This is a genomic window from Streptomyces sp. NPDC056373, from assembly GCF_042262425.1.
Taxonomy (GTDB): Bacteria; Actinomycetota; Actinomycetes; order Streptomycetales; family Streptomycetaceae; genus Streptomyces.
Map to the genome: position 1 here is coordinate 192,992 of NZ_JBHJPX010000010.1, position 23,992 is coordinate 216,983.

Sequence of the window (23,992 nt, forward strand, 5' to 3'; positions counted from 1 at the left end):
CGGGGGGTGGGGCGGGGCGCCGGCCGGGGGGTCACCCCTTGTTTTTGGCGGTACACTTCTGGTGGGTACCTTTAAAGCATTTTTTTTTTCTGGGGCCCCCCCCCCGGGGGGGGGGCCCCACTTCATCATCGATGTCCCGGCACAGCGCCCGGGACGCGTCTCGTTCTCTGTCGCGCGTCAGGACGCCCTGGAGGACATGGCCGGTCCGGCGTCCCCGTTGAACAGGGGCGTGTCGCCCTCGAACTCGATCCCGCGGAACGTGATCGTGGCGCTCTCCGGGATGGTGTCGGCCCAACTGCACTTGGTCCAGCCGGCGGCCTTGCCCAGGTAGTCGTGGCACTCGTAGTCCCACACGTCGCTGTCACCGTTGCCGAAGCCCCAGCCACCGACGGCGTGGTGGCCGTCGGCCTGCTCGTCCCGAACCCAGATGACGTCACCCGACTTCTGGAAACAGGTGGTGACTCCCTTGCCCACTGAGCAGGGGATGCCGCCCGGCGGAGAAGAAGCGTCCTTGGCCGTCTGCTTGACCGACTCGGTCGCGAGCGCGGGGGTGGTCGCCAGGACGGCCGCGGTCACCACGGCGCCGACCACCGTCCCGATTTTTCGGTACATCACTTGTGCACTCCTCGGGTGGGTCGCGTCAGGACGTGGGAGAAATCGTCTGCGGGCTCGCCCCGCCCGAGACGATGCGGCTGCCTTCCATGGTCATGGGCCAGAAGGTGATGTTGGTGTGTTCCGCGATGACGTCGCTGAGGCCGTCACACACGGTCCATCCGGCCGCCTTGCCCGCATAGTCGTGACAGACATGGTCATCGCTCGCGCTCTGGCCGCTGGTCCACCAATGGACGGCGGCGTGATGTCCGTCGTCGCGAGTGTCCCGGACCCAGATTTCATCACCGTTCTTCACGTAACAGCCTTCGGCCCATCCGCCCAGCGAGCAGGCCGCCCCGGCCGGAGGTCCACCGGCCACGTTCCGGGCCGTGTAGCCGCTTGCACCGAATGCGGTGCCCGCCGTCATCGTCCTGATAACCCGGTCGAGCGGCCGGCCGAGGCGCGCGGGCGCCTTCTCGATTCCGGCACCTTCCCTTTGTGTCGCCACGCAGGGGAAACCCAACAGGGTCCGGTCATCCCGTCTTCGATCTCACCGGGGTCGACGGCGAGAACGGCCCTCGTCACCGTCGCGGTCGTACCCTCGCATCACGGCCCCCCTGATCGGCCTCGCTCCCGTGAGGCACCTCCCCCGGCCCCCCGAAAGCAAACGGAAGAGTGGGACGCCTCACAAAGGACGCGCAGGGCGCAATGCGTTGCGCTGCGCCGAGGGCCTGTCGGTGCCGTACGGCATGATGCGTGGCGTGACCGGACGACTGATGCTCCTCGACACCGCCTCCCTGTACTTCCGCGCCTACTTCGGCGTCCCTGACTCGGTCCGCGCCCCGGACGGCACGCCGGTGAACGCCGTGCGCGGACTGCTCGACTTCATCGACCGTCTGGTCAAGGACCACCGGCCGGACCTTCTGGTGGCGTGCATGGACGCCGACTGGCGGCCGCAGTGGCGGGTGGACCTGATCCCCTCCTACAAGGCCCACCGCGTCGCCGAGGAGCACGCGGTCGGCCCGGACGAGGAGGAGGTGCCCGACACCCTGTCGCCCCAGGTGCCGGTGATCGAGGCGGTGCTGGACGCGGTGGGCATCGCGCGCGTGGGCGTCGCACGCTACGAGGCGGACGACGTGATCGGTACCTTCACCGCGCGGGCGACGGGCCCGGTCGACATCGTCACGGGCGACCGCGACCTGTACCAGCTGGTGGACGACGCACGCGGGGTGCGCGTGCTGTACCCCCTGAAGGGCGTGGGCACGCTGCAGCACACCGATGAGGCGGTGCTGCGTGAGAAGTATGGGGTCGACGGCAGCGGGTACGCGGATCTGGCCCTGCTGCGCGGCGACCCGAGCGACGGCCTGCCGGGCGTGCCGGGCATCGGTGAGAAGACGGCCGCCAAGCTGCTGGCCCAGTTCGGTGACCTGGCCGGGATCATGGCGGCGATCGAGGACCGGGGGTCGAAGCTGACACCGACGCAGCGCAGGCGGCTCGACGAGGCCCGTCCGTACCTCGCGGTCGCCCCGAAGGTGGTCCGGGTCGCGGACGACGTCCCCCTGCCGGACGTCTCCACGGCACTGCCGCGCACACCGCGCGACCCCGCCGCCCTGGAGGCGCTGGCGGCCCGCTGGGGACTGGGCGGGTCCCTGGAGCGACTGCTGACGACGCTCGCGAGCTGATCCTTTCCCCAAGAGTTCGTAAGAGAACGACGGGACCTTCCCGCACGAGAGGTGTGAAGCGAGAACAAGGTGATAACTTAGGTAACCCTAACTATGCGAGACAGGGAGGTCCTCATGGCAGAGCGACCGGCACGCCAGCCGCGCAGGCCCCACTCCGCGCAGGTCGTCCGCACCGAGCGGCTGACCCCGCACATGCAGCGCGTGGTGCTCGGCGGCGAGGGCCTCGCCGACTTCGCGGCGGGTACGTGCACCGACCACTATGTGAAGCTGCTCTTCCCGCCGGTGGGCGTCACCTATCCGGAACCCTTCGACCTGGAGCGCGTGCGGGCCGAGCTGCCGCGCGATCAGTGGCCGGTGACCCGGACCTACACGGTCCGCCAGTGGGACGCCGAGCACCGCGAGCTGACGCTGGACTTCGTCATCCACGGTGACGAGGGTCTGGCCGGTCCGTGGGCGGTGCGCGTCCAGCCGGGCGAGACCGTGCACTTCATGGGACCCGGTGGGGCGTACGCACCCGATCCCACCGCCGACTGGCATCTGCTCGTGGGGGACGAGAGCGCGCTGCCCGCGATCGCCTGCGCTCTGGAGGCGCTGCCGCACGGCGCCCGGGCCTACGCCTTCGTGGAGGTCTCCGGCCCCGAGGAGGAGCAGAAGATCGATGCGGACGTGGAGGTCGTCTGGCTGCACCGCGGGGCCCGGCCCCTCGGCGAGGCGCTCGTCGACGCCGTGCGGAACCTGGAGTTCCCCGAGGGCCGAGTGCACGCCTTCGTCCACGGCGAGGCGCACTTCGTCAAGCAGTTGCGCCATCTGCTCCGCGTCGAGCGCCAGGTCCCGCGCGAGGGCCTCTCGATCTCCGGCTACTGGCGCCGCGGCCACAACGAGGACGGCTGGCAGGCGTCGAAGCGCGAGTGGAACGCCCGGATCGAGGCGGAGCAGGAGAGCGCGCCGGCGGCCTGAGGCCACCCGTCCCACAGGGCGCAAGAGCACTCAGCTCCATCAAGGCTCAGAGGCGCGGACCGGCCCACCAGGGCGCAAGGACACGGACGCCGCCTCTGCCGCCGGGTGTGCCTCTGCCCCACCGGGCGCCGCCTCGGTCCCCGGACGGGCCTCAGCCCCAGCGGGTGCCGCCTCAGTCCCCCCGCAGCCGGGCGTGCAGATGCATGTCGTGCCATCCGTCCGGCTGCATGATCGCACTGCGCTTCGTGCCCTCCAGGCCGAAGCCGGTCCTGTCGGCGACGCGGCAGGACGCCTCGTTGCGCACGGCGTGCAGGAGCTCCAGGCGGTGGAACCCGGCCTCCTCGAAGGCCCAGTGCGTGAGCGCGGTGGTGGCACGGGCGGCCACGCCCCGGCCCCGGGCCTCCGGCACGGTCCAGTACGCCACCTCGGCCGTCCCGTCCTCGAGCCGGAGTTCGCGCAGCGCGACCCGGCCCAGCAGCGCGCCGGTCTCCGCGTCGGCCACGGCCCAGTGCGCCTCCTGCTCCGCCTCCCACGCCTGACGCCACGTGCGGATCCAGTCGGCCACCTCCGCCACGGAGTCGGCGGACCGGGCGTGCCACTGGTGCATCAACGGGTCCTGGAAGACCTCGTACACCGCGGGCGCGTCCCCGTCCCGCCAGGGGCGCAGGACGAGTCCGCCGTCGGCGGGGAGAGTCGGCTGGGGGCGGCCCGCGAGGGCCCCGGCGGTCAGGACAGGGCTGATGAGAAACGGCATGCCCGCATCCTGGCAAGCGCCCGCCGGGTGGTCCCAGTGGTTTTCCGCCCCACCGCGACGGCCTCGTACGCTGGGCCTCGATGAGACGCAAGCCCCGCATCCCGCCCTCTCCCCTGCCGCAGCGCCACGGCGTGGACCCGGTGCGGGTGCGGCTGCCCGCCGCCGGGACCTGGGGGACGGTGCGCGAACACCTGGTGGAGCGGCTCTGTGGGGCCGGCGCCGGAGTCGTCGACGGCATGTTCGACGCGGGCCGGATCGTCGGGGCGGACGGACGGCCCGTCGCGGCGGACGCCCCCTTCGAGCCCGGGATGTTCGTGTGGTTCCACCGGGACCTGCCCGACGAGGTGCCGGTGCCCTTCGCGCTGGAGGTCGTGCACCGGGACGAGCACATCGTCGTGGCCGACAAGCCCCACTTCCTCGCCACCACTCCGCGCGGCGGCCATGTCGCCGAGACCGCGCTGGCCCGGCTCCGCCGCGAGCTGGACCTCCCGGCGCTCAGCGCCGCACACCGGCTGGACCGGCTCACCGCGGGGCTCGTGCTGTTCACCGTGTGCCCCGAGGAACGCGGCGCGTACCAGAAGCTGTTCCGTGACCGCCGGATCCGCAAGGAGTACGAGGCCGTCGCCCCCTTCGACGCCGGCCTCGCCCTGCCCCGGACGGTGCGCAGCCGCATCGTGAAGGAGCGCGGCGTGCTGACAGCCCGGGAGGTCCCGGGCGAGCCCAACGCCGTGAGCCGTGTCGAGCTCGTCGAGCACCGCGCCCGGCCGGGCGTGCAGGGCGGCGGCTCCGGTGGGCAGGGCGGTCCCGGCGGGCAGGGCGGTCCCGGCGGGCAGCGCGACCCCGTCGGGCCGGCCCTGTACCGGCTCGCGCCCGACACCGGCCAGACGCACCAGCTGCGCGTCCACATGACCGCGCTGGGCGTGCCCATCCTCGGCGACCCCCTCTACCCGGAAGTGACCGCCCCCGTACCGGCCGGCGACTTCCGCCGGCCGCTGCAACTGCTGGCCCGGTCACTGGAGTTCACCGACCCGGTCACAGGCGAGGAGCACCGGTTCCGCAGCGGCCGGACGCTCGCGGCCTGGGCGTCGTACGACCGTTGGGCCGCCGGGTCCTACGACGGCCCGTCAGACGGTCAGTAGCCGCGCCACCAGCTCAGGAACCGCTGCCAGACGCCCCTGCGGCGGGGCGCTTCCGCGACCGCCGGCTGCACGGGCACCGGCTGGGGCTGGGGCTGGGGCTGCACCTGGGCCGGCTGTGGCTGCGGCTGCGCGGCGACCGGCTGGGACCGCGCCACGGCCGGTGCGGCGGCCGCCGGCTGCACGATGCCGATCTCCCAGTCCGAGCGCTGCGCGGGGACCGGCTTGTGGTTCGGCACCTCCTGCACGTCCTGCGGCGGCCTGGGCGCGAACTGCACCGGCAGATCCACCAGGTGCCGGGAGGCGATGGACGCCGTCCAGCGCAGCTCCTCCTTGTCGCAGTCGAGTTCGACGTCCGGCAGCCGCATCAGCAGCGCGTCCACGCCCACGTCGGCGATGGAGCGGCCGATGTCCTGCCCGGGGCACTCGTGCGGGCCGCCGCCGAAGGCGAGGTGGGATCGGTTGCCCTGCATGCTGGCCTTCAGGTCCGGCCGCACCCGCGGGTCGACGTTGGCCGGCAGCGGAGCGAAGAGCAGCCCGTCGCCCCGGCGGATGCGCTGCCCGCCCAGCTCGGTCTCCTGCTTGGCGAAGTACGCGAAGACCGTGCTGAACGGCGGCTCGTTCCACAGGGACTGCTCCACCGCCTCCGGCACCGTCATCTGGCCGCCGTTGAGCTGGGCCCGGAAGCGCGGGTCGATCAGCACCGTGAGCAGCACGTTGGACAGCAGGTTGGTGGTGGCCTCGTAGGCCGCGAAGAGCACCAGGCGCAGGTGCTCCCGGACCTCGTCGTCGCTCAGCCGGGCCGGGTGCGTGATCAGGTAGCTGGCGAGGTCCTCCTCCGGCTGCGCGCGGCGGACGGTGGTGAGCCGGCTCAGGGCGTCCATGACGTAGGAATGGCTGGCGAGCGAGGTCTCGGTGCCCTTGAGGGCGTCTCGGGCGGCCTCGACGAGCCGGTCGCTGTACTCGTCGGGCATGCCGAGGATCTCGCACATCACCGCCATCGGCAGGTGCTCGGTGAACTGGCCGACGAGGTCCGCCTCGCCCGCCTCGCAGAACCGGTTGACGATCACCTGGGTACTGCGGTTGATGTAGCGGCGCAGGCTGCGGAAGTCGATGGTGGAGATGGCGCCCATGACCGCGCCGCGCAGCCGCTTGTGCTCGTCGCCCTCGGCGTGCGAGGCGATGGGCTGCCAGGCGATGTGCGGCATCAGCGGGTGGTCGGGCTTGACCAGGCCCTCCCTGAGCGGGGTCCAGATACGGCTGTCCCGGCAGAACTGCGAGGGCGAGCGCACCATGTGCAGGTTCTCGGCGTGGCCGAGGACGATCCACATCGGCACGTCGTCGTGGAGCAGCACGGGCGCCACGGGACCGTGCTGGTCCCGCAGTTGCTCGTACAGCGCTCCCAGGTCCTCCGCCTCGTGCAGCCGGTGCAGTCCCCCGGGCCCGAGGCCGTGGGCGGGGCAGCCGGGGGGCGGGCCGGGCGGGAGGTCGTCCGTGCTGGTCGGGGCGTGGGATTCAGGCGTCACAGTGATCGCTCCGAAACTGAGGTGGTCTCAGGTGTCTTGGGGGGGGAAGTGCGAACGCGTCGCACGGATCAGGCGCGGGAGCCCGTCATGGCGAGCGAGTGCAAAAAGCGCATGAGGGTCATCAGCACGTCGCGGCTGGAGGCCCGGCGCCGCGCGTCGCACTCCATGATCGGGATGTCCGGTGTGAGGTCGAGGGCCGTGCGCAGCTCGTCGAGGGCGTAACGGGGGGCGTCGGGGAAGGAGTTGACGGCGACCACGAACGGCACGCCGCGTTCCTCCAGGCGCCCCATGACGTCGAAGCTGACCTCCAGCCGCCGGGTGTCGACCAGCACCACCGCGCCGAGCGCGCCCTCGAACAGGCCGTTCCACAGGAACCAGAAGCGCTGCTGGCCGGGCGTGCCGAAGAGGTACAGCACGAGCTGTTCGGTGATGCTGATGCGGCCGAAGTCCATGGCGACGGTGGTGGCCGTCTTGGACGCGGAGCCGAAGTTGTCGTCGACACCGATGCCGGCCTGCGTCATGGTCTCCTCGGTGGTCAGCGGTGTGATCTCGCTGACCGAACCGACCATGGTCGTCTTGCCGACGCCGAAGCCGCCCACGATCACGATCTTGGCCGCGGCCTGTGCCGTGTGGGGCAGCTGGTCCTCGGCCCGGGGGCCCGGGATGGTGTCAGAGCCGTTGAAGTCCATTCATCACCGCTTCGAGGAGGGAACGGTCGGAGCGCGCCTTGCGGACGATCGGGGCGCGCGCCTGCACCAGGTCCGCCGTCAGCAGCTCGGTGAGCAGGACGCCCATCGCGCTGAACGGCAGGTGGAGGTAGGCCGACAGCTCGGCCACGGACAGGGGGGCGGCGCAGAGCCGGAGCAGCGCCGCCTGCTCGGGAGAGGCGGAGGGCGGCGGGTCCGTGGCACGCGCCACGATCAACGTCACCAGGTCGAGCTCGGCCCGTTCACCGTCCGGGCCGGCCACCACGTACATCCGCTCCGGGTTCCCGGGTTTGTCCTCGCCCTCCTGGGGCGTGGGCGCCTCCGGGACGGGGTCGCGCCTCTGGCGTTGCGGAGGCGTCATACGATCTGCCCGTTCCGCCGGGGCGGACTGGTGAGGTGGCCACCGATCCGGACGACCAGGTCGCGCATCATGGCGCTCATCCGGCCGGGTTCGCACCGGACGTCGGAGAGCACCGCGAGGAAGGCGTTGGCGCCCGCGTCCATCAGGTAGAAGTAACCCTGGTCGATCTCGATCATGACGAGCTTCATCTCGCCGTCGCCCACGCTGAGTTCCTGACACACGCTGCCCGCGAGGGACTGCAGTCCGGCGCAGGCCGCGGCGACCCGGTCGGCCGCGTCCGGCTCGCCGCCGTAGCGGGCGATGCGCAGACCGTCGGCCGAGAGCACCACGATCATCTCGATGCCCGGCACTCCGTCGGCGAGTTGCTTGAGCATCCAGTCGAAGTTGCCTCGCTGCTGGATCACTTGAGGTCCCCCTCGTCGTCGGCCTCGGTGGGTGCCGGGTCGTTGATCAGGTGCAGGTACTTGTGCGGGTTCCGGATGAAGTCGGTCGGGTGGGTGCCGGGTTCGATGCCCTGCTTGAGCCCCTCCCAGAAGGCCTCCAGGCCCTTGCCGGGGGCGTCGGGCGCCGACATGTCGCGCAAGGGCTTGGTCTCGGGCTCGTGCATGGCCGCCCAGGGGTTGTACTCGCCCCGCTCGGCGGCCTCCCGGTCGGCCTTCTCGTTGGCGGCCTGCTGGGCGAGGCGCTCGGCGAGGGGCATCTTCACCTTGCTGCGGCGCTGCGGCAGGCCGTTCGCGGTCCACTCGGTGACCTCGGGGACGTCGTCGTCCTCCAGGGAGACCGTGGCGGGGATCTTCGGGCTGGTGGGGCGTCGCCTCTTGGGCGCGCGCTTGGGGCCCTCGGGGATGCCGACCGTCATGGGGATGCCGGTGGCGCCGATGCCGTGGGCGAGTCCGACACCGGGCTCGTGGGTGATCATCTCGCTCGGCACGATGAGGATGGCGCGGACACCGCCGTACGCGGACGCGCGCAGCGAGACCTGCATGTTGTAGGCGGTGCACAGCCGGCCCACGACCGCGAGGCCGAGACGCGGGTGCTCGCCGATGTCCTGGAGGTCGACGCCCGCCTTGGCGGCCTCCAGCATGCCCTCGATGCGGGCGCGTGCCTCCTCGTTGAGGTTGACACCGCCGTCCTCGATCTCGATGCAGACGCCGGTCTGCACCTCGGTGGCGGTGACGTGCACCTTGGTCTGCGGCGGCGAGTAGCGCGTGGCGTTGTCGAGGAGCTCGGCGGCGGCGTGGATGACCGGCTCGACGTAGATGCCCTTGACGCTGATCTTGGCGATGGAGGACAGCTGGATGCGCCGGTACTCGAGGATGCGGGACATGGCGCCGCGCAGGGTGCTGTACAGGGACACCGGCGCGGGCCACTGCCGACCGGGGCGGCCGCCGCCGAGGACGGAGACGGAGTCGGCCAGGCGGCCGATCAGGGCGTTGCCGTGGTCGATGCGCAGCAGGTCGTCGAAGACCTCGGGGTTGCGTCCGTGGTCCTCCTCCATCTCCCGGAGTTCCTCGGCCTGCTGGTGGATGATCGCCTGGACGCGGCGGGCGACGCTGACGAAGGAGCGCGCGGCGGCGTCGCGCATCGTCACTTCGTAGTCGACGATCTTGAGCACCCTCAGCAGGGTCTCCGCCTGCGGTGCGGGCAGGTCACGGAAGGCCGGGTTGGCGAGGCCGAGCTTGCGGATCACCTCCCTGGGGGATTCTCCGGTCCGCAGCAGGTCGAGCGCGGCGGGGATGATCTCCCGCGAGAAGCGGACCAGCTCGTTCTCGTGGGCCGCGATCCGCTGTTCCAGATGTGCGCTGTACCGGGCGTGCTCGGCACTGCGGTTGCGCAGCACACGGCCGCGGCGCATCGCCTCGGCCGCGGTCGCGAGCACCAGCGCGGTGGCGATTCCGCCGCACCAGCCGACGGCACCCCTGGCCGGCTCCGTCACCAGCGCGACGGCGGCCCCGGTTGCCGCGGCCATGACTATGGCAGGGAGCAACAGCAGGCGCGCGTAGGGGAGTTCACGGCGACCGGGCGGGGATTGAACACTCACCATGTGGGCCTTCTGACAGGAGTCGACTGAGGTTCGGGGGGACTTGGTGGGGGGTATGTCATGAAGAGGTCGGGATCTTCCACACATTGGGGAACAAGCGCACGAATTCATCTCAAGCCGGTGCGCTGCGGGCGAGCTTAGTCCGACCGGATCATCGCTGTGTCATATTCAGCAACTGCCGGAAACCGGACGCGAAGGGATAGTACGCTCGGCCGTTTGCACGCTGCGACATCGTTCGAATACCGTGCGTAGCGACAAACGGACGTACGAGAGCCCATTCACCGCGAGGGGTGAATGGGCTTCAGTGCAACGCCGTTTCAGGGGCTCGGGGAACTGCGCGAGCGACCACCGACAACCGGCGCCCGCGCATCAAACGATCACCCCACCGACGAGTAGGCGACAACACCCCGCAGCAACAGATCCACGGCCTTACGGGCGTTCTTCACCACGGAAGACCCCTGCGGAGCAGCCGCCGCGATCTGCCCCAGCACGTCGATGACCTGCTTGCACCACCGCACGAAGTCCCCAGCCGGCATCTCCGCCTCACGCAGCACCTCGTCGAGGCCCTTCCCGGAGGCCCACTCGTACGCGGCCCAGGCGAAGCCCAGATCGGGCTCGCGCTGCCCGACCCCCTCGGTCTGGGTGATCCGGAACTCCTCCTCCAGCGCGTCCAGCCGCCCCCAGATCCGCACCGTCTCGCCCAGCGCGGCCTTGGCCTTGCCGGACGGCACCTTCGGTGCCATCGCGTCATCGGCGACACGTGACTCGTACACCAACGCCGATACGCAGGCGGCCAGTTCGGCCGGGCCGAGACCCTCCCAGACACCCTCGCGCAGGCACTCACTGGCGAGCAGGTCCAGTTCGCCGTACAGCCGCGCGAGCCGCCTGCCGTGCTCGGTGACCTCGTCGGCGCGCAGATAGTCCAGCTCGGTCAGCAGCGCCACGATGCGGTCGAACGTCCGGGCGATCGTGTTCGTCCGGCCCTCGATCCGCCGCTCCAGCTGCGAGGTGTCGCGCAGCAGCCGGTGGTACCGCTCGGCCCAGCGGGCGTGATCCTCACGGTCGTTGCAGCCGTGGCAGGGGTGCGCGCGCAGCGCGGTCCGCAGCCGGGAGATCTCGCGGTCGTCGGCCGCCTGGGAGCGCCGCTTGCGGTGCCGCTCGGCCGGGATGTGCCCCGCCTTGGTGCGCAGCGCGGACGCGAGGTCCCGACGGGACTGCGGGGAGCGGGGGTTGAAGGACTTCGGGATCCGCATCCGCTCCAGCGGCTCGACCGGTACCGGGAAGTCCATCGACGCCAGCCGCTTCACCTGCCGCTCGGCGGTCAGCACCAGCGGGCGCGGCCCGTCGTGGTGGTCGAAGCCACGGTGCCCGTTCGAACGGCCCGCCGGCAGGCCCGGGTCCAGCACCAGCGCCAGGCCCGCGTACTTGCCGGTGGGGACGTGGATGACGTCTCCGGGCTTGAGCTTCTCCAGCGCGACGGCGGCCTCCGCACGCCGCTGCGCCACGCCCTGCCGGGCGATCTCGTTCTCCCGGTCCTTCAGTTCGCGGCGCAGCCGCGCGTACTCCTCGAAGTCGCCGAGGTGACAGGTCATGGAGGCCTTGTAGCCCTCGAGACCCTCCTCGTTGCGCTGCACCTGCCGGGAGATGCCGACCACCGACTTGTCCGCCTGGAACTGCGCGAACGACGTCTCCAGTAGCTCGCGCGAGCGGTGCCGCCCGAACTGCTCGACCAGGTTGACCGCCATGTTGTACGACGGCTTGAAGCTGGAGCGCAGCGGATACGTGCGCGTGCCGGCCAGACCCGCGAGGTGTTCGGGGCTCATGCCACGCTGCCAGAGCACCACCGCGTGGCCCTCGACGTCGATGCCACGCCGTCCGGCCCGGCCCGTCAGCTGGGTGAACTCGCCCGCGGTGATGTCCGCGTGCTGCTCGCCGTTCCACTTGACGAGCTTCTCCAGCACCACCGAGCGCGCGGGCATGTTGATGCCGAGGGCGAGGGTCTCGGTGGCGAACACGGCCTTGACCAGGCCCCGCACGAACAGTTCCTCGACGACCTCCTTGAAGGTCGGCAGCATGCCCGCGTGGTGGGCCGCGATGCCGCGCTCCAGGCCCTCCAGCCACTCGTAGTAGCCGAGGACGTGCAGGTCCTCCGTCGGGATGGACGCCGTGCGCTCCTCGACCAGGGCGCGGACCCGCTCGCGCGCCTCGTCGTCGTTGAGCCTGAGCCCCGCGTACAGGCACTGCTGGACGGCGGCCTCGCACGCGGCGCGGCTGAAGATGAAGGTGATGGCGGGCAGCAGCCCCTCGGCGTCGAGCCGCTCGATGACCTCGGGCCGGCTCGGTGTCCAGATCCGGGACCGCTGGCGGCGCTCGCGCTCACGGTCGGCTTCGCGCATGGACCGGCCGCGCCGGCGGTCCTGGAACGACGGCCGGCTCGCCTCCATGCGCGCCATGCGCGTGAGATCGGGGTTGACGGCCTTCCTGTTGCCCTCGCCCTCCTCGAACAGGTCGTACATCCGCCGACCGGCCAGCACGTGCTGGAACAGCGGGACGGGCCGGTGCTCGGAGACGATCACCTCGGTGTCCCCGCGGACCGTGTCCAGCCAGTCGCCGAACTCCTCGGCGTTGGACACCGTCGCCGAGAGCGAGACGAGCGTGACCGACTCGGGGAGGTGAATGATCACTTCCTCCCACACGGCCCCGCGGAACCGGTCGGAGAGGTAGTGCACCTCGTCCATCACCACGTAGCCGAGGCCGAGGAGGGTCTGGGACCCGGCATACAGCATGTTTCTCAGCACCTCGGTGGTCATCACCACCACCGGCGCCTCGGAGTTGACGCTGTTGTCGCCGGTCAGCAGGCCCACCTTGTCCGTGCCGTAGCGGCGGCACAGGTCGGCGTACTTCTGGTTCGACAGGGCCTTGATGGGTGTCGTGTAGAAGCACTTCTTGCCCTGCTGGAGGGCGAGGTGGACGGCGAACTCGCCGACGATCGTCTTGCCGGAGCCGGTGGGCGCAGCGACGAGCACGCCCTTTCCCGCCTCGAGCGCCTGGCAGGACTCGATCTGGAAGGGGTCGAGGCCGAAGTCGTACATCTCGCGGAAGGTAGCGAGCGCGGTGGCCTGCTCGGCAGCGCGCTTGCGGGCTGCCGCGTACCGCTCGGCCGGGGAGAGGTCCTCTGTCATCGTGCTTTCGAGCGTACCGGGCCGCACTGACAACAGGACGATCATTATCCGGATCCGTTGCTGTGAAACCTCGGATCCGCGCAGCTCAGGGGCCGACGACCCGTACGCCCCCGCGCACGCAGCGCGCGCTCAGCGGCAGCGGGCCGAGCGGCTCCCCGTCGGCGTAGCCGGTGACTCCCGCGGCGGCGATCTCGACCCGCGCCGCCCGCAGCACCGTCACCTTCGGGTGCTCGACGTGCGTGCCCCGGTACACCCGCGGGAACACCCGCAGCAGCGTGCTGCGGCTGCAGTCACCGACCACCGTGACGTCGAACAGCCCGTCGGTCAGGTCGGCATCGGGGCAGATCCGCATGCCGCCGCCGTACGAGGAGCCGTTTCCGACGGCCACCAGGGTCGCCTCCACCTCACGGACCTCGCCGTCGTCGAGCCGGATCCGGTACGGGACGGGCCGGAGCCCGGCGAGTTCCGCGATCATCGCCAGGTCGTACTTCAGGCGCCCGGTGGGCCATCGCATGCGGTTGCCGCGGTCGTTGACGCGGGAGTCGAAGCCGGAGGCGAGGACCGTGCCGAACCAGCGGTCGCCGACCTGCCCGAGGTCGATGTCGCGGATCCGGCCGCACTTGAGGGCGTCGGCGATCATGCGGCCCGCGGCGGCGGGCTCCCGGACGGGCATGCCGAGGGCGCGTGCGAAGTCGTTGCCGGTGCCGACCGCGACCAGGCCGAGCGGGGTGCGGGTGCCGGCGAGTGCCTGGAGCGCGAGGCCCGCCATCCCGTCACCGCCGACGGCGATCAACGCGCCCGTGCCGGACTCGACGGCCGCACGGGCACGGACGAGGGCGTCCTCGGCGTCCTCCCCGAGGACGGTCCGGACGGAGAAGCCGGCCGCCCGCAACGCGGAAGCGGCCGGCTGCGCCGCGCGGGCGCCCCGGCCGCGGCCCGCGGTGGGGTTGACGAAGAGGGTGATCTCGCTGGTCACGGGACCGACCCTACGAGCTGTCCGCCGATGTTCAGGTCACGTCGTCATAACCGTTGACCCGGTCCGTGCGCTCCGAGCTCGCCTGCTCCGGCAGCGCCGCGCGGCTGGTCGTCACGGGCTCGATCTCGCCGATGTCCTCGGGGGTGAGATCCAATTCGGACGCCTCGTCGTCGGCGGGGCCCAGGGCCTCTCGGCGGGCCTTGCGGCGGTCGTTCAACAGGGAGAAGGCCACAGCCGCGAAGTACAGGATCCAGATGGGCGCGGCGAGCGCCAGCATGGTCAGCGGGTCGGTGCTGGGCGTGGCGACGGCCGCGAACACCGTGATGGCCATGATCATGCCGCGCCACCAGCCGAGCATGCGCTGGCCGGTGAGCACCCCGGTGAGGTTGAGCATGACCAGCAGCAGGGGCAGCTCGAAGGAGAGGCCGAAGACCAGCACCATCCGCATGACCAGGTCGAGCAGGTCGTCCAGCGGCAGGAGGTTGGACGTGCCACCCGGGGTGAACTCGAGGAGCACCTTCGCCGTGGTGGGCAGGACCGTGTACGCGAAGTAGGCGCCGACGAGGAACAGCGGGGCGCCGGTGCCGACGAAGGCGTAGGCGTACTTCCGCTCGTGCCGGTGCAGGCCCGGCGCGACGAAGGCCCACAACTGGTAGAGCCAGATCGGCGAGGCGAAGACGACACCGGCCATCAGGGACACCTTCAGCGCGAGCGTGAAGGGGGTGAGCAGGCCGTTGATGGTGATCTGCGCACAGGGCTTCGTGCCCGCCTGCGACCTGGCCAGCTCCTCGAAGGTCTTGTCACAGCCGACCGAGTCGAGGATCGGCTTGGTGATCAAGTTGATGATGTCGTTGTAGAAGAAGGCGGCGACGACCGTGACGACGACGATCGCCAGCATCGCCTTGGCGAGCCGGTTGCGGAGCTCGCGAAGGTGCTCCGCGAGGGGCATGCGCCCCTCGGGATCCCTCTCCTGCTTGCGGGCAGACTTCAGCAACCCACGTTCCCATCTCGTGCGGCGGGCCGGAGGTCACCGGCCCTGCGTCAGCGCTTGCTCGTGTCCGTGGGCTCGTTGACCGGGCGCGAGCTGGTCACATCACCGGGCGCTGCCTGGATGGTGCGCTGCGAGGGCTCGTCGTTGCTGGGCGGGCCCGCCGGGGTCGTGGACGACTTGTTCTCGTCCTTCATCGCCTTGGCCTCGCTCTTGAGGATGCGGGCCGACTTGCCGAGCGACCGAGCCATGTCCGGAAGCTTCTTCGCGCCGAACAGCAGGATGATGACGACGAGGATGAGAATGATCTCGGGGGCTCCGAGCCTTCCGAACATAAGTCTTTACCTTCTCACCGAGGCGGCTGTGGTGGGGGTGCTGTCCGACCGGTCGGACACTTGTCCGAACAGTCGTGCTGGCAGCGATCGTAACGCTCGGGGGTAAACATGGGGCAATCCCTGTGCATCCCTTGCGCGCACTCCCGTCCGCGACCAGTGCCTCGTTAACCGGGCCGCGACCAGCAGAGTACCTGTACGAACCGCCGACGTGACAGGGCGAAGTGTCCCGAAACGCAACTCACAGCCGCCCGCCGGACACCTCACAGAGCGTCGACGGAGCGGGCCGCGCTCTGCGCGGACCGCTCCAGGTCCTCGGCGGCCCGGTTGATACGGCGTGCCGAGTCCGTGACCTGCCTGCCCAGGCGCTGCGCCTCCACGAAGACCCGCACTCCGAGCACGCCGAGCACGACGAGACCCACGAAACCCACCGCAACCGCGAACATCGGCCAGAACATGACGCCGAGCCTAGACCTTTCCGGACGGCCGAGATTCCCGCCCCCGCCGGACGGCCCGCTAGACGGTGGAGTGCAGCCGCAGGGTCCGCACACCGCCACCGGTGAGCAGCTCCACGATCCGCTCCCCCGCGGGTTTGCGGACGGACGCACCGCACTGCGGACAGGTGAAGGAGTAGAAGGTGGTACGGCTCGTGGCGCCGATGGCCAGCCGCAGCGCGCCCGCGGCGAGCTCGCTGCGCTCCCGGCAGTCGGGGCAGCCCGCCCGGAACACGACCGGGGTCACGCTTCTCATCCCGGCGAACGCGGACTCCACCGTCATGCCCCCGACACCACCGGACGTCACCGACTCGCTCAAGCCCTCGCTCCTCTTCCTCGGGTCGTACGCCTCCGGGGTGCACGACCGGTGTCGCGGTCCGGCCGTGGAGCCGCCGTGGACCCCGGAGGGCGACCGTGACTCACGCCGGTCCGTCGCCCGGCCCGTCCGGAACCGTCCGCACCGCGTGCGGCCCGCGTACGTCCTGCGCACCGCCGGCCGTCCGCGCCGCCTCGATCCCGTCGTACGCCGCCAACGCCTCCCGGGCCGCCCGCCGGGCACTGCCGGCGAGCTCCGGCGGCGAGACGATCCGGCCGTCCCGCCCGAGCCGCAGCGCCAGGCGCCGCAGCGACGCCGGGTCGGGGGTCCGCAGAGTGATACGCAGCCCACCGTCCGGGAGCTCATCCGCACTGTCGTGCGGGTAGTACTCCGCGACCCAGCGGCCGCCGGGCCCGACCTCGATCACGACCTCCGGGTCCTCGGCCGCCGGCTGCACCAGCGCCTCCGAGAGGTCGCGCAGCTCGATCTCGGGCGGCGCCGACGGCTCGTCGAGGATCTTGATCTCGGCGACCCGGTCGAGCCGGAAGGTGCGGCGCGCCTCCGAGCGGCGGCACCAGGCCTCGACATAGGTGTGGCCGACGCTGACCAGCCGGATGGGATCGATCTCCCGCTCGGTGACCTCGTCACGCGCGGGCGAGTAGTAGCGGATCCACAAGCGGCGGCGCTCGGCGATCGCGCGGTCGACGTCGGCGAAGACACCGCCCTCGGACTCGAAGGTCACCGACAGGCGCGAGCTGGCACCCGCCGCCTCACCGGCCGCGGTCTCCACCTTGGCCGTCGCCCGCAGCAGCGCCTGCCGGTCACTCTCGCGCAGGCCGGGCAGCGTGGACACCGCCCGGGCTGCGACGAGCAGGGCGGTGGCCTCGTCGGCGGCGAGTCTGAGCGGCTCGGCGGCTTCCGCGGCGAGCGCCGCCGGGTTGTGCCACCAGATGCGCTCGCCGTCGGTGTCGATGTCGAGCAGATCGCCGCCGCGGAAGCTGGTGCCGCACATGGGCAGCACGTCCAGGTCGGAGACCAGCTCGTCCTCGCTGATGCCGAAGGCACGCGCGACGTCCTCGACCCGGGCCCCGGGACGCTCCTTCAGATACGTCACCAGCGAGAGCATCCGCCGGGTCTGGTCGATGGCGTTCACGGGCCTGACCGGTTTGCCTGCCACTGTCTTTCCGCTCCCCCTCAGCCCTTGGCCACGGCCCGCAGCCGGTCCACCACGTCGGCCCGCAGCTCGGCGGGCTCCAGGACGACCACGTCCGGCCCGAACTCCACCAGCCAGGCATCCAGCCCGTGGCCGTACGGAATCTCCAACTCGTCCCAGCCGTCGCCGAGTTCCCGCACGGAGGTGGCCTTCGCCCGAAGGGGGTACCCCGCCCCCGCCCGCAGCCGGATCCGCGCCGAACGGTCGGCGACCTCCCCGGCCCAGCTCGCGACGGTCTCCCGGACGGTGACGACGTCCGGCACCTCGGCGGTGTAGCGGCCACCGCGCGAGCGGACCTTGCCGGTGATCCGGGACAGCCGGAAGACCCGCTCGGCGCCCCGGTCGCGGTCCCAGCCCGCCAGGTACCAGTGACCCCGCCAGCACTCCAGCGCCCACGGCTCCACGTGCCGCTGCTCGGGGTGGGCTGCGGTGGCCTTGCGGTAGTCGAAGGCGACGGGCCTGCGGTCCCGGCAGGCCAGCATCAGCGGCTCGAACGCGGCCTCGTGCACCGGGATGCGCGGCTCCAGGGCGCCGTGCGACCCATAGGGGTCGACGTCCTCGGGGAGCCCGGCCGCGCGCAGCTTCTGCAGGGCACCGCTGGCCGCTCCGGCGAGCCGGGCCTGCTGCCACACCTTGGCGGCCAGCCCGAGGGCTGCGGCCTCCTCGGCGTCCAGGGTGATGGGCGGGAGGCGGTTGCTGTCGCGGCGGGCCATGTAGCCGATCTCGCCGTCGAGGCTCTCGACGGTCTCGATGACCAGCCCCAGTTCGCGCAGGTCGTCCTTGTCACGCTCGAACATGCGGTTGAAGGAGTCATCGGAACCGGTCGTGCGGTTGCCCGGCCCGAAGGCCTCGACATAGGCCTCGATGGAGTCGCGCAGCTCACGCTTGCTGAGCGGGCGCCGCGTCCCGAGCAGACACAGCGCCAGATTCATCAGCCGCTCCGCCTTGGCAATGGCCATCGACGCGCTTCGCCTCCCTATGGTGCTTACGAGCGATGACCGTACCGCCACACGGTGGCACGGCAAAAGCCGAGGGCCCATGCCCGAACAGGCATGGGCCCCACGTGATCGAGTCTGTCCGGAGCTTGCTCAGACTCCGAGCAGGTCGACCACGAAGATCAGCGTCTCGCCGGGCTTGATCAGAGGGGACGGGCTCTGGTTGCCGTAGGCGAGGTGGGCGGGAATGGTCAGCTGGCGACGGCCGCCGACCTTCATGCCCTGCACACCCTGGTCCCAGCCCTTGATGACCCGGCCGCCGCCCAGCGGGAAGCGGAACGGGGTGCCGCGGTTCCAGCTCGCGTCGAACTCCTCGCCGGTGCTGAAGGAGACACCCACGTAGTGCACGGTGACGGTCTGGCCGGCTTCGGCGACCGGGCCGTCGCCCTCCCAGATGTCCTTGATCTCGAGGTTCGCCGGGGGCTCGCCGCCCGGGAAGTCGATCTCGGGCTTGTCGATGCTCACTTCATCTCTCCTTGTTACGTGACCTTCGTCGGGAACAGTCTCACAGACCGGCCGGGTCAGACCGTGCCGAGGATGTCCACCGTGAAGACCAGCGTGTTCTTGGACAGCTCGCTCTGCGGGCTCGCGCCGTAGCCGAGCGAGGGCGGGATCACCAGCAGCACCCGGTCGCCCACATGCTTGCCGACGAGGGCCTTGTCCCAGCCTGCCACCACGGAGCCGTTGCCGATCTGGAAGGCGGTGGCGCCACCGTGGTCCCAGGAGGAGTCGAACTTCTTGCCGTCCTCCCACTTGACCCCGGTGTACTGGGCGATGAGGCCCTGGCCGGCCTCGACCTTCTTGCCGTCGCCCTTGATCAGCACCTGTTCCTTGAGGTCCTTGGGAGCCTTCTCGCCCTTGGGGACGGTGATGACCGCGGCCTTCTGCGAGGGCGACTTCACCTCGGGCATGCCCGGCTCGGAGGGCGCCTGCTCGCCCTTGGCCTCGGCCTTGGCGTCGACGCTCGCGGCACCGACCGGGTCGACCACCCAGATCAGCACGTCCTTCGCGGAGATCCCGGAGGAGGTGTTCAGGCTCTGGCCGATCAGATCACCCGCGGTGCCCTGCACCAGGACACGGCTGCCGGGCTTCTTGCCCTTCACCGCGTCGAGGACCTTCTCGGGGAGCTGCTGGCTCGGCTTGCCGATCTGCTCGATGGACTGCCGCCGGGGCGCCTTGCCACCCGTCGACCCCGCGGCCCAGGTGCCGCCGAGCTCCTGGCCGCCGCCCCACTTCTCGACGGTCCAGTCCAGACGGACGAAGTCCGAGCCCTTGATCGGGGTTCCGGTGCCCGCCGAGAGCGTCTTCACCACGGTCTTGTCGGAGGGCTTGCCATCCTTGGGAACGGAGATCTCGGGCTTCGCCCCGACTTTCCCCTTGACCTCGGCGACGCCGCCCGCCGTATCGCCGTTGTTCCCGTCGTCCGATCCGCACGCGGCGGTGAACAACAGGGCGGGAACGGCCAGCAGCGCGGCCACGAGTCGTTTCGTGTTGTAGTTCATCAGTCCAACTGGGATCGGAGGTGGGGGGCAATGCCAGCCACTCTACGGCGTAGCCGCGCCGCACTCCTCACACCGCGCGACACGACACCGCCCCGGCCGCTCCTTCACGGGCGAAACGAGCGGAAAAAGCCGGTGCGCGAAGGCACGAAAACCTTCGGGCACCGGCTTCCGGGACAGCCGGATGCGGCTCACATTCCGGCGATCAGCTTTTCCACCCGGTCGTCCACGGAACGGAACGGGTCCTTGCACAGCACGGTCCGCTGAGCCTGGTCGTTGAGCTTGAGGTGGACCCAGTCGACCGTGAAGTCACGGCGCTGTTCCTGGGCCCGCCGGATGAAGTCGCCGCGCAGCCGGGCGCGCGTGGTCTGCGGCGGGACGGACTTGCCCTCGAAGATCTTCAGGTCGTTGCAGATACGGGCCGCCTGGCCCTTCTTCTCGAGCAGGTAGTACAGACCACGACGGCGGTGGATGTCGTGGTAGGCGAGGTCTATCTGCGCGACCCTCGGGTGCGACATGGTCATGTTGTGCTTGGCGCGGTACCGCTCGATGAGCTTGTACTTCATGACCCAGTCGATCTCGGTGCCGATGCGGTCGAGGTCCTCGGACTCGATCGCGTCCAGCGTGCGGCCCCACAGCTCCAGGACCTGCTCGACGGTGCCGGTGCGGATGCCCCGGCGCTCGCAGAAGTCCAGGGCCTTCTCGTAGTACTCGCGCTGCACCTCCAGGGCGGAGGCCTCGCGTCCGCTGGCCAGGCGTACCTTGCGGCGGCCGGTGATGTCGTGGCTGACCTCGCGGATCGCCCGGATCGGGTTCTCCAGGGTGAGGTCCCGCATCACCGTGCCCGCCTCGATCATGCGCAGCACCAGGTCGGTGGCACCGACCTTGAGCAGCATGGTCGTCTCGGACATGTTGGAGTCGCCCACGATGACGTGCAGGCGACGGTAGCGCTCGGCGTCCGCGTGCGGCTCGTCACGCGTGTTGATGATGGGCCGGGAACGGGTCGTCGCCGAGGAGACGCCCTCCCAGATGTGCTCGGCGCGCTGGCTGACGCAGTACACGGCGCCGCGCGGTGTCTGCAGCACCTTGCCCGCGCCGCACAGCAGCTGGCGGGTGACCAGGAACGGAATGAGAATGTCCGCGAGCCGGGAGAACTCCCCGTGCCGGGCTACCAGATAGTTCTCGTGGCAGCCGTAGGAGTTGCCCGCCGAGTCGGTGTTGTTCTTGAAGAGGTAGACGTCGCCCGCGATTCCCTCCTCGTGCAGGCGTCGTTCGGCGTCCACCAGGAGTCCTTCGAGAATGCGCTCGCCCGCTTTGTCGTGGGTGACCAGTTCGGTCACGTTGTCGCATTCCGGTGTCGCGTATTCCGGATGCGATCCCACGTCGAGATAGAGGCGGGCGCCGTTTCGCAGAAAGACGTTGCTGCTTCGGCCCCATGACACGACACGGCGGAAGAGGTACCGCGCCACCTCGTCAGGAGACAGGCGGCGCTGTCCCCTGAACGTGCACGTGACGCCGTACTCGTTCTCCAGCCCGAAAATGCGGCGGTCCATGAGGGAACATTACGCCCGATCCCCTGAACTGAAACGGGGTTCGACGGCACGGTTCGGATCATTTTCCGAACCGGTCGCAACAACCGCTCCCTGGCCGGGAGCTGCGACTACCCGTCCTGTGGCCGTCAAAACCAGCAGGGACACGCCACCTGCGACGGCCGGTACGGCGAAGCCCCACAGGGCCCCGCCCGCCTCGACGACGGGGCCCGCGACGCCTGTTCCGACCGAGTGGCCCACGGTGAACGTCGTCACCAGCCAGGAGAACGCCTCGGTGACCGTGCCGCGCGGGGCGTGCCGGTCGACGAGGACGAACGCACAGGCGATGGCGGGGGCGAGGAAGACCCCGGCGAGCGCGGTCAGCGCGACCATCGCGACCGCGTCCGGCATCAGCATCAGCGGCAGGTAACACACCACCAGAAGTGCCACCAGGACCCGCAGTCGCCGAGCGGGCTCACCGGCCCACTGCCGGGCGCCGTACACCGCGCCGCCGACCAGCGCGCCGAAGCCCAGGGCCGCCATCAGCCAGCCGTACACGGCGTCCCCGCCGTGCCCGTCCGCGTAGGGCACGGCGGCAACGGTGATGGACCCGAGGGCCATGCCGATGAACAGGAAGGCCGCCAGCAGCGCGAGCAGCCCGGGCGAGCGCAGCGCGCCGAGCCAGTGCGCCTCGCGCGGCGCGGACCGCCAGGTGCGCGAGGGCTCGGAGACCACCACGGACAGCGCCCCGAGGACGCCGACGGCATTGATCACGAGCAACGCGGCCTGGGTCGACCACAGGGACACGCACAGCGTCACGAGCAGCGGCCCGACGGTGAACATCACCTCCTGGGCCACGGCGTCCATGGCGTACGCCGTGTGCACCTGGTCCTCCCTGCGCAGCACGGAGGGCCACAACGCCCGCAGCCCGCCCTCCAGGGGCGGCGTGAAGAGCCCGGCACCGGCCACGGCGGCGTACGCGAGCGGCAGCGACCCGATGCCGGAGAAGGCGAAGAGGGCCATCGCGAGCGCGGAGAGGACGGCCGCGGGCAGCTGCACACGCGGCTGCCCGCGCAGGTCCACGATCCTGCCCAGCACGGGCTGCCCGACGGCGTTGGCGACGCCGTAGACGGCCGCCAGCGCCCCCGCCAGGCTGTAGGTGCCACCCTCCGCCCGGACGAACAGCACGATCGCGATGGGGGCCGTGGCGCAGGGCAGACGGCCCACCAGCGTGCCGACGAGCAGCCGGGCGGCATGTCGCGCCCGGAGGATCTCCAGATATCCCGTGGCCATGTCCCGCCCCTAGGTTTTACGTATAACGTCTGCGTCCATACGTACCATGGCCGCTGTTCGCGGGTCCAGACGAAGGAGCAGGCCGACGGTGGTACGAGGCAGCACCCGACCCACGAGCCGGGACGTCGCCCAGGCCGCCGGCGTCTCCCAGGCGGCCGTTTCCCTGGTCCTCGGCGACAAATGGCGCGGCCGGGTCTCCCAGGCCACGGCGGAACGCGTCCGGGAGGCCGCCCGCGACCTGGGCTACCGCCCGAACCTCGCCGCCCGCAACCTGCGCCTGGGCCGCACCCGCACCGTCCTGCTGGTCGTCCCCGCCCTCACCACCGAGTTCTTCGCCGGCGTCTACACGGGCGCCGCCCGCATCGCCGCCGAGCACGGCTTCGGCGTGGTCCTCTACCCCTCCCCCGAGGGCATCGGCCCGGCCCGCGACCCCTTCGCCTCCGCACAGTCCGCGCTGGACGGCGTGATCGCCTCGTCCATGGCCGCGGACGCCCTCACCGCCATCCGTGGCGAGGCACTGCCGCTGGTGATGCTGGACAGCGACCCGGACGGCAGCCTGGGAGCGGCGACGGTCAACCTGGACATCGCCGACGGCGTCCGCCAGGCCGCCGAGCACCTGCTGTCCCTGGGCCACCGCCACTTCCTCCACCTGGCGGCGGACGTCCCCTCGTGGACCTTCGAGGTACGCGCCCGGGAACTGGCGGCCCGGCTGTCGGCGGTACCGGGCACGTCGATGCGCACGGCCCGGGCCCCCATCTCCATCGAGGGCGCCCAAGCCGCGACGCAAGCCGCCCTCTCGGAGCCGGACGTCCGACCCACCGCCGTCATCTGCGACGACGACAAACTCGCCGCCGGGGCCTACAAGGCGGCCCGCCGCCTGGGGCTGCACATCCCCGACGACCTGTCGGTCACGGGCCTGGACGATCTCGCCCTGGCCACGGCCATCGACCCGGAGCTGACGACGGTCCGCCTGGACGCGGAGCTGTTCGGCGAGCGGGGCATGCGGGCCCTCCTGGCCGTGCTGGAGGGCCACGAGCCCGAGAGCGGGGACATCCCGGTCCAGCTGGTGGTACGAAGCTCTACGGCACCGCCTCGCTAGCCGTGACGGGCGTCGGCCGGGTGGGTGCGCAACCCGGCGCAGCGGGGTGCCGCTGCGCCCACCCGTGCCGCCCTTGGCGGCACGATTGCCCGCAGCTGGGGCGCCCAGGATGGCCGCGCGAGACGGGCGCCCGAACGGCGAGCCTGCGGCACGAGCCACGACGCGCCCGCGCCCGCGTACGGCGAGAAGGGGACGTGTCGGGGGGTGTCCGCCCGCAGCGGTTGTCGCGTCAACAAAGAGTCAGTCGGCGTCAGACCCCATCGCGGCGTTCCGAGGACGGACACCCCCCCCGGCGCGGCCCCGACCCCCACCCGGCGCAAG

24 protein-coding genes are annotated in these 23,992 nt (G+C 71.0%); 4 read left to right on the plus strand and 20 right to left on the minus strand.

Annotated elements, in window-relative coordinates:
* Positions 1-177: 177 nt before the first annotated feature.
* A complete protein-coding gene (locus tag ACFCXS_RS22665) occupies positions 178-612 on the minus strand; it encodes a hypothetical protein (protein WP_376645142.1) in 435 nt (144 codons plus the stop codon).
* Between the two features lie 28 nt (positions 613-640).
* Complete coding sequence (locus tag ACFCXS_RS22670; RefSeq protein ID WP_376645143.1) at positions 641-1,099, minus strand: hypothetical protein; 459 nt, start codon at positions 1,097-1,099, stop codon at positions 641-643.
* Positions 1,100-1,343: 244 nt separating this feature from the next.
* On the opposite strand from ACFCXS_RS22670, the gene ACFCXS_RS22675 reads away from it, so the two are divergent.
* A complete protein-coding gene (locus ACFCXS_RS22675; protein WP_376645289.1) occupies positions 1,344-2,273 on the plus strand; it encodes a 5'-3' exonuclease H3TH domain-containing protein in 930 nt (309 codons plus the stop codon).
* Positions 2,274-2,387: 114 nt separating this feature from the next.
* Entirely contained in the window at positions 2,388-3,230 is an 843-nt protein-coding gene (locus tag ACFCXS_RS22680) for a siderophore-interacting protein (RefSeq protein WP_376645144.1), read from the plus strand.
* Between the two features lie 172 nt (positions 3,231-3,402).
* On the opposite strand, the gene ACFCXS_RS22685 is transcribed toward ACFCXS_RS22680, so the two are convergent.
* Entirely contained in the window at positions 3,403-3,984 is a 582-nt protein-coding gene (locus tag ACFCXS_RS22685; RefSeq protein ID WP_376645145.1) for a GNAT family N-acetyltransferase, read from the minus strand.
* 80 nt (positions 3,985-4,064) lie between these two features.
* Between ACFCXS_RS22685 and ACFCXS_RS22690 the strand changes: the two genes are divergently transcribed.
* Complete coding sequence (locus ACFCXS_RS22690) at positions 4,065-5,123, plus strand: RluA family pseudouridine synthase (protein ID WP_376645146.1); 1,059 nt, start codon at positions 4,065-4,067, stop codon at positions 5,121-5,123.
* On the opposite strand, the gene ACFCXS_RS22695 is transcribed toward ACFCXS_RS22690, so the two are convergent.
* The 17 genes from ACFCXS_RS22695 to ACFCXS_RS22775 all read right to left on the minus strand — a co-directional run bounded on the left by ACFCXS_RS22695 (position 5,117) and on the right by ACFCXS_RS22775 (position 22,572).
* Entirely contained in the window at positions 5,117-6,646 is a 1,530-nt protein-coding gene (locus tag ACFCXS_RS22695; protein ID WP_376645147.1) for a cytochrome P450, read from the minus strand. The genes ACFCXS_RS22690 and ACFCXS_RS22695 overlap by 7 nt on opposite strands.
* A gap of 68 nt (positions 6,647-6,714) precedes the next feature.
* On the minus strand, positions 6,715-7,335 hold the full coding sequence (locus ACFCXS_RS22700; protein ID WP_376645148.1) for an ATP/GTP-binding protein: 621 nt from the start codon (positions 7,333-7,335) through the stop codon (positions 6,715-6,717).
* The gene (locus ACFCXS_RS22705) at positions 7,316-7,714 is read right to left on the minus strand and encodes a DUF742 domain-containing protein (RefSeq protein WP_376645149.1); all 399 of its coding nucleotides are present in this window, start codon (positions 7,712-7,714) and stop codon (positions 7,316-7,318) included. The genes ACFCXS_RS22700 and ACFCXS_RS22705 overlap by 20 nt, the downstream gene beginning before the upstream one ends.
* A complete protein-coding gene (locus ACFCXS_RS22710; RefSeq protein ID WP_351633454.1) occupies positions 7,711-8,118 on the minus strand; it encodes a roadblock/LC7 domain-containing protein in 408 nt (135 codons plus the stop codon). Before ACFCXS_RS22710 ends, ACFCXS_RS22705 begins: the two co-directional genes overlap by 4 nt.
* Positions 8,115-9,758: a sensor histidine kinase gene (locus tag ACFCXS_RS22715; protein ID WP_376645150.1), complete on the minus strand. Its 1,644-nt coding sequence runs from the start codon at positions 9,756-9,758 to the stop codon at positions 8,115-8,117. Before ACFCXS_RS22715 ends, ACFCXS_RS22710 begins: the two co-directional genes overlap by 4 nt.
* Positions 9,759-10,132: 374 nt before the next feature.
* Positions 10,133-12,982 (minus strand): DEAD/DEAH box helicase, encoded by a 2,850-nt coding sequence (locus tag ACFCXS_RS22720; protein WP_376645151.1) that lies wholly within the window; start codon positions 12,980-12,982, stop codon positions 10,133-10,135.
* Positions 12,983-13,022: 40 nt separating this feature from the next.
* On the minus strand, positions 13,023-13,913 hold the full coding sequence (locus tag ACFCXS_RS22725) for a diacylglycerol kinase (protein WP_376645152.1): 891 nt from the start codon (positions 13,911-13,913) through the stop codon (positions 13,023-13,025).
* Positions 13,914-13,944: 31 nt separating this feature from the next.
* Positions 13,945-14,907, minus strand: coding sequence for a twin-arginine translocase subunit TatC (gene tatC, locus ACFCXS_RS22730; protein WP_376645153.1), 963 nt, complete (start codon positions 14,905-14,907; stop codon positions 13,945-13,947).
* Positions 14,908-14,954: 47 nt separating this feature from the next.
* Positions 14,955-15,236, minus strand: coding sequence for a Sec-independent protein translocase subunit TatA (gene tatA / locus ACFCXS_RS22735; protein WP_376645154.1), 282 nt, complete (start codon positions 15,234-15,236; stop codon positions 14,955-14,957).
* Between the two features lie 260 nt (positions 15,237-15,496).
* Positions 15,497-15,691, minus strand: coding sequence for a hypothetical protein (locus ACFCXS_RS22740; protein WP_104778661.1), 195 nt, complete (start codon positions 15,689-15,691; stop codon positions 15,497-15,499).
* A 58-nt stretch (positions 15,692-15,749) separates the two neighbouring features.
* The gene (locus ACFCXS_RS22745; protein ID WP_376645155.1) at positions 15,750-16,046 is read right to left on the minus strand and encodes a hypothetical protein; all 297 of its coding nucleotides are present in this window, start codon (positions 16,044-16,046) and stop codon (positions 15,750-15,752) included.
* 100 nt (positions 16,047-16,146) lie between these two features.
* On the minus strand, positions 16,147-17,220 hold the full coding sequence (locus ACFCXS_RS22750; protein ID WP_376645156.1) for a helix-turn-helix transcriptional regulator: 1,074 nt from the start codon (positions 17,218-17,220) through the stop codon (positions 16,147-16,149).
* A 17-nt stretch (positions 17,221-17,237) separates the two neighbouring features.
* Positions 17,238-18,215 (minus strand): helix-turn-helix transcriptional regulator, encoded by a 978-nt coding sequence (locus ACFCXS_RS22755; protein ID WP_376645157.1) that lies wholly within the window; start codon positions 18,213-18,215, stop codon positions 17,238-17,240.
* A gap of 129 nt (positions 18,216-18,344) precedes the next feature.
* Positions 18,345-18,716 (minus strand): FKBP-type peptidyl-prolyl cis-trans isomerase, encoded by a 372-nt coding sequence (locus tag ACFCXS_RS22760; RefSeq protein ID WP_376645158.1) that lies wholly within the window; start codon positions 18,714-18,716, stop codon positions 18,345-18,347.
* A gap of 56 nt (positions 18,717-18,772) precedes the next feature.
* Entirely contained in the window at positions 18,773-19,753 is a 981-nt protein-coding gene (locus tag ACFCXS_RS22765) for an FKBP-type peptidyl-prolyl cis-trans isomerase (protein ID WP_376645159.1), read from the minus strand.
* Positions 19,754-19,941: 188 nt separating this feature from the next.
* Positions 19,942-21,303, minus strand: coding sequence for a Pup--protein ligase (pafA, locus tag ACFCXS_RS22770; RefSeq protein WP_104778656.1), 1,362 nt, complete (start codon positions 21,301-21,303; stop codon positions 19,942-19,944).
* 9 nt (positions 21,304-21,312) lie between these two features.
* Complete coding sequence (locus tag ACFCXS_RS22775; protein WP_376645160.1) at positions 21,313-22,572, minus strand: MFS transporter; 1,260 nt, start codon at positions 22,570-22,572, stop codon at positions 21,313-21,315.
* An 88-nt stretch (positions 22,573-22,660) separates the two neighbouring features.
* Here ACFCXS_RS22775 and ACFCXS_RS22780 point away from each other — a divergent pair, with 88 nt between their 5' ends.
* On the plus strand, positions 22,661-23,671 hold the full coding sequence (locus tag ACFCXS_RS22780) for a LacI family DNA-binding transcriptional regulator (RefSeq protein ID WP_376645161.1): 1,011 nt from the start codon (positions 22,661-22,663) through the stop codon (positions 23,669-23,671).
* Positions 23,672-23,992: the final 321 nt, after the last annotated feature.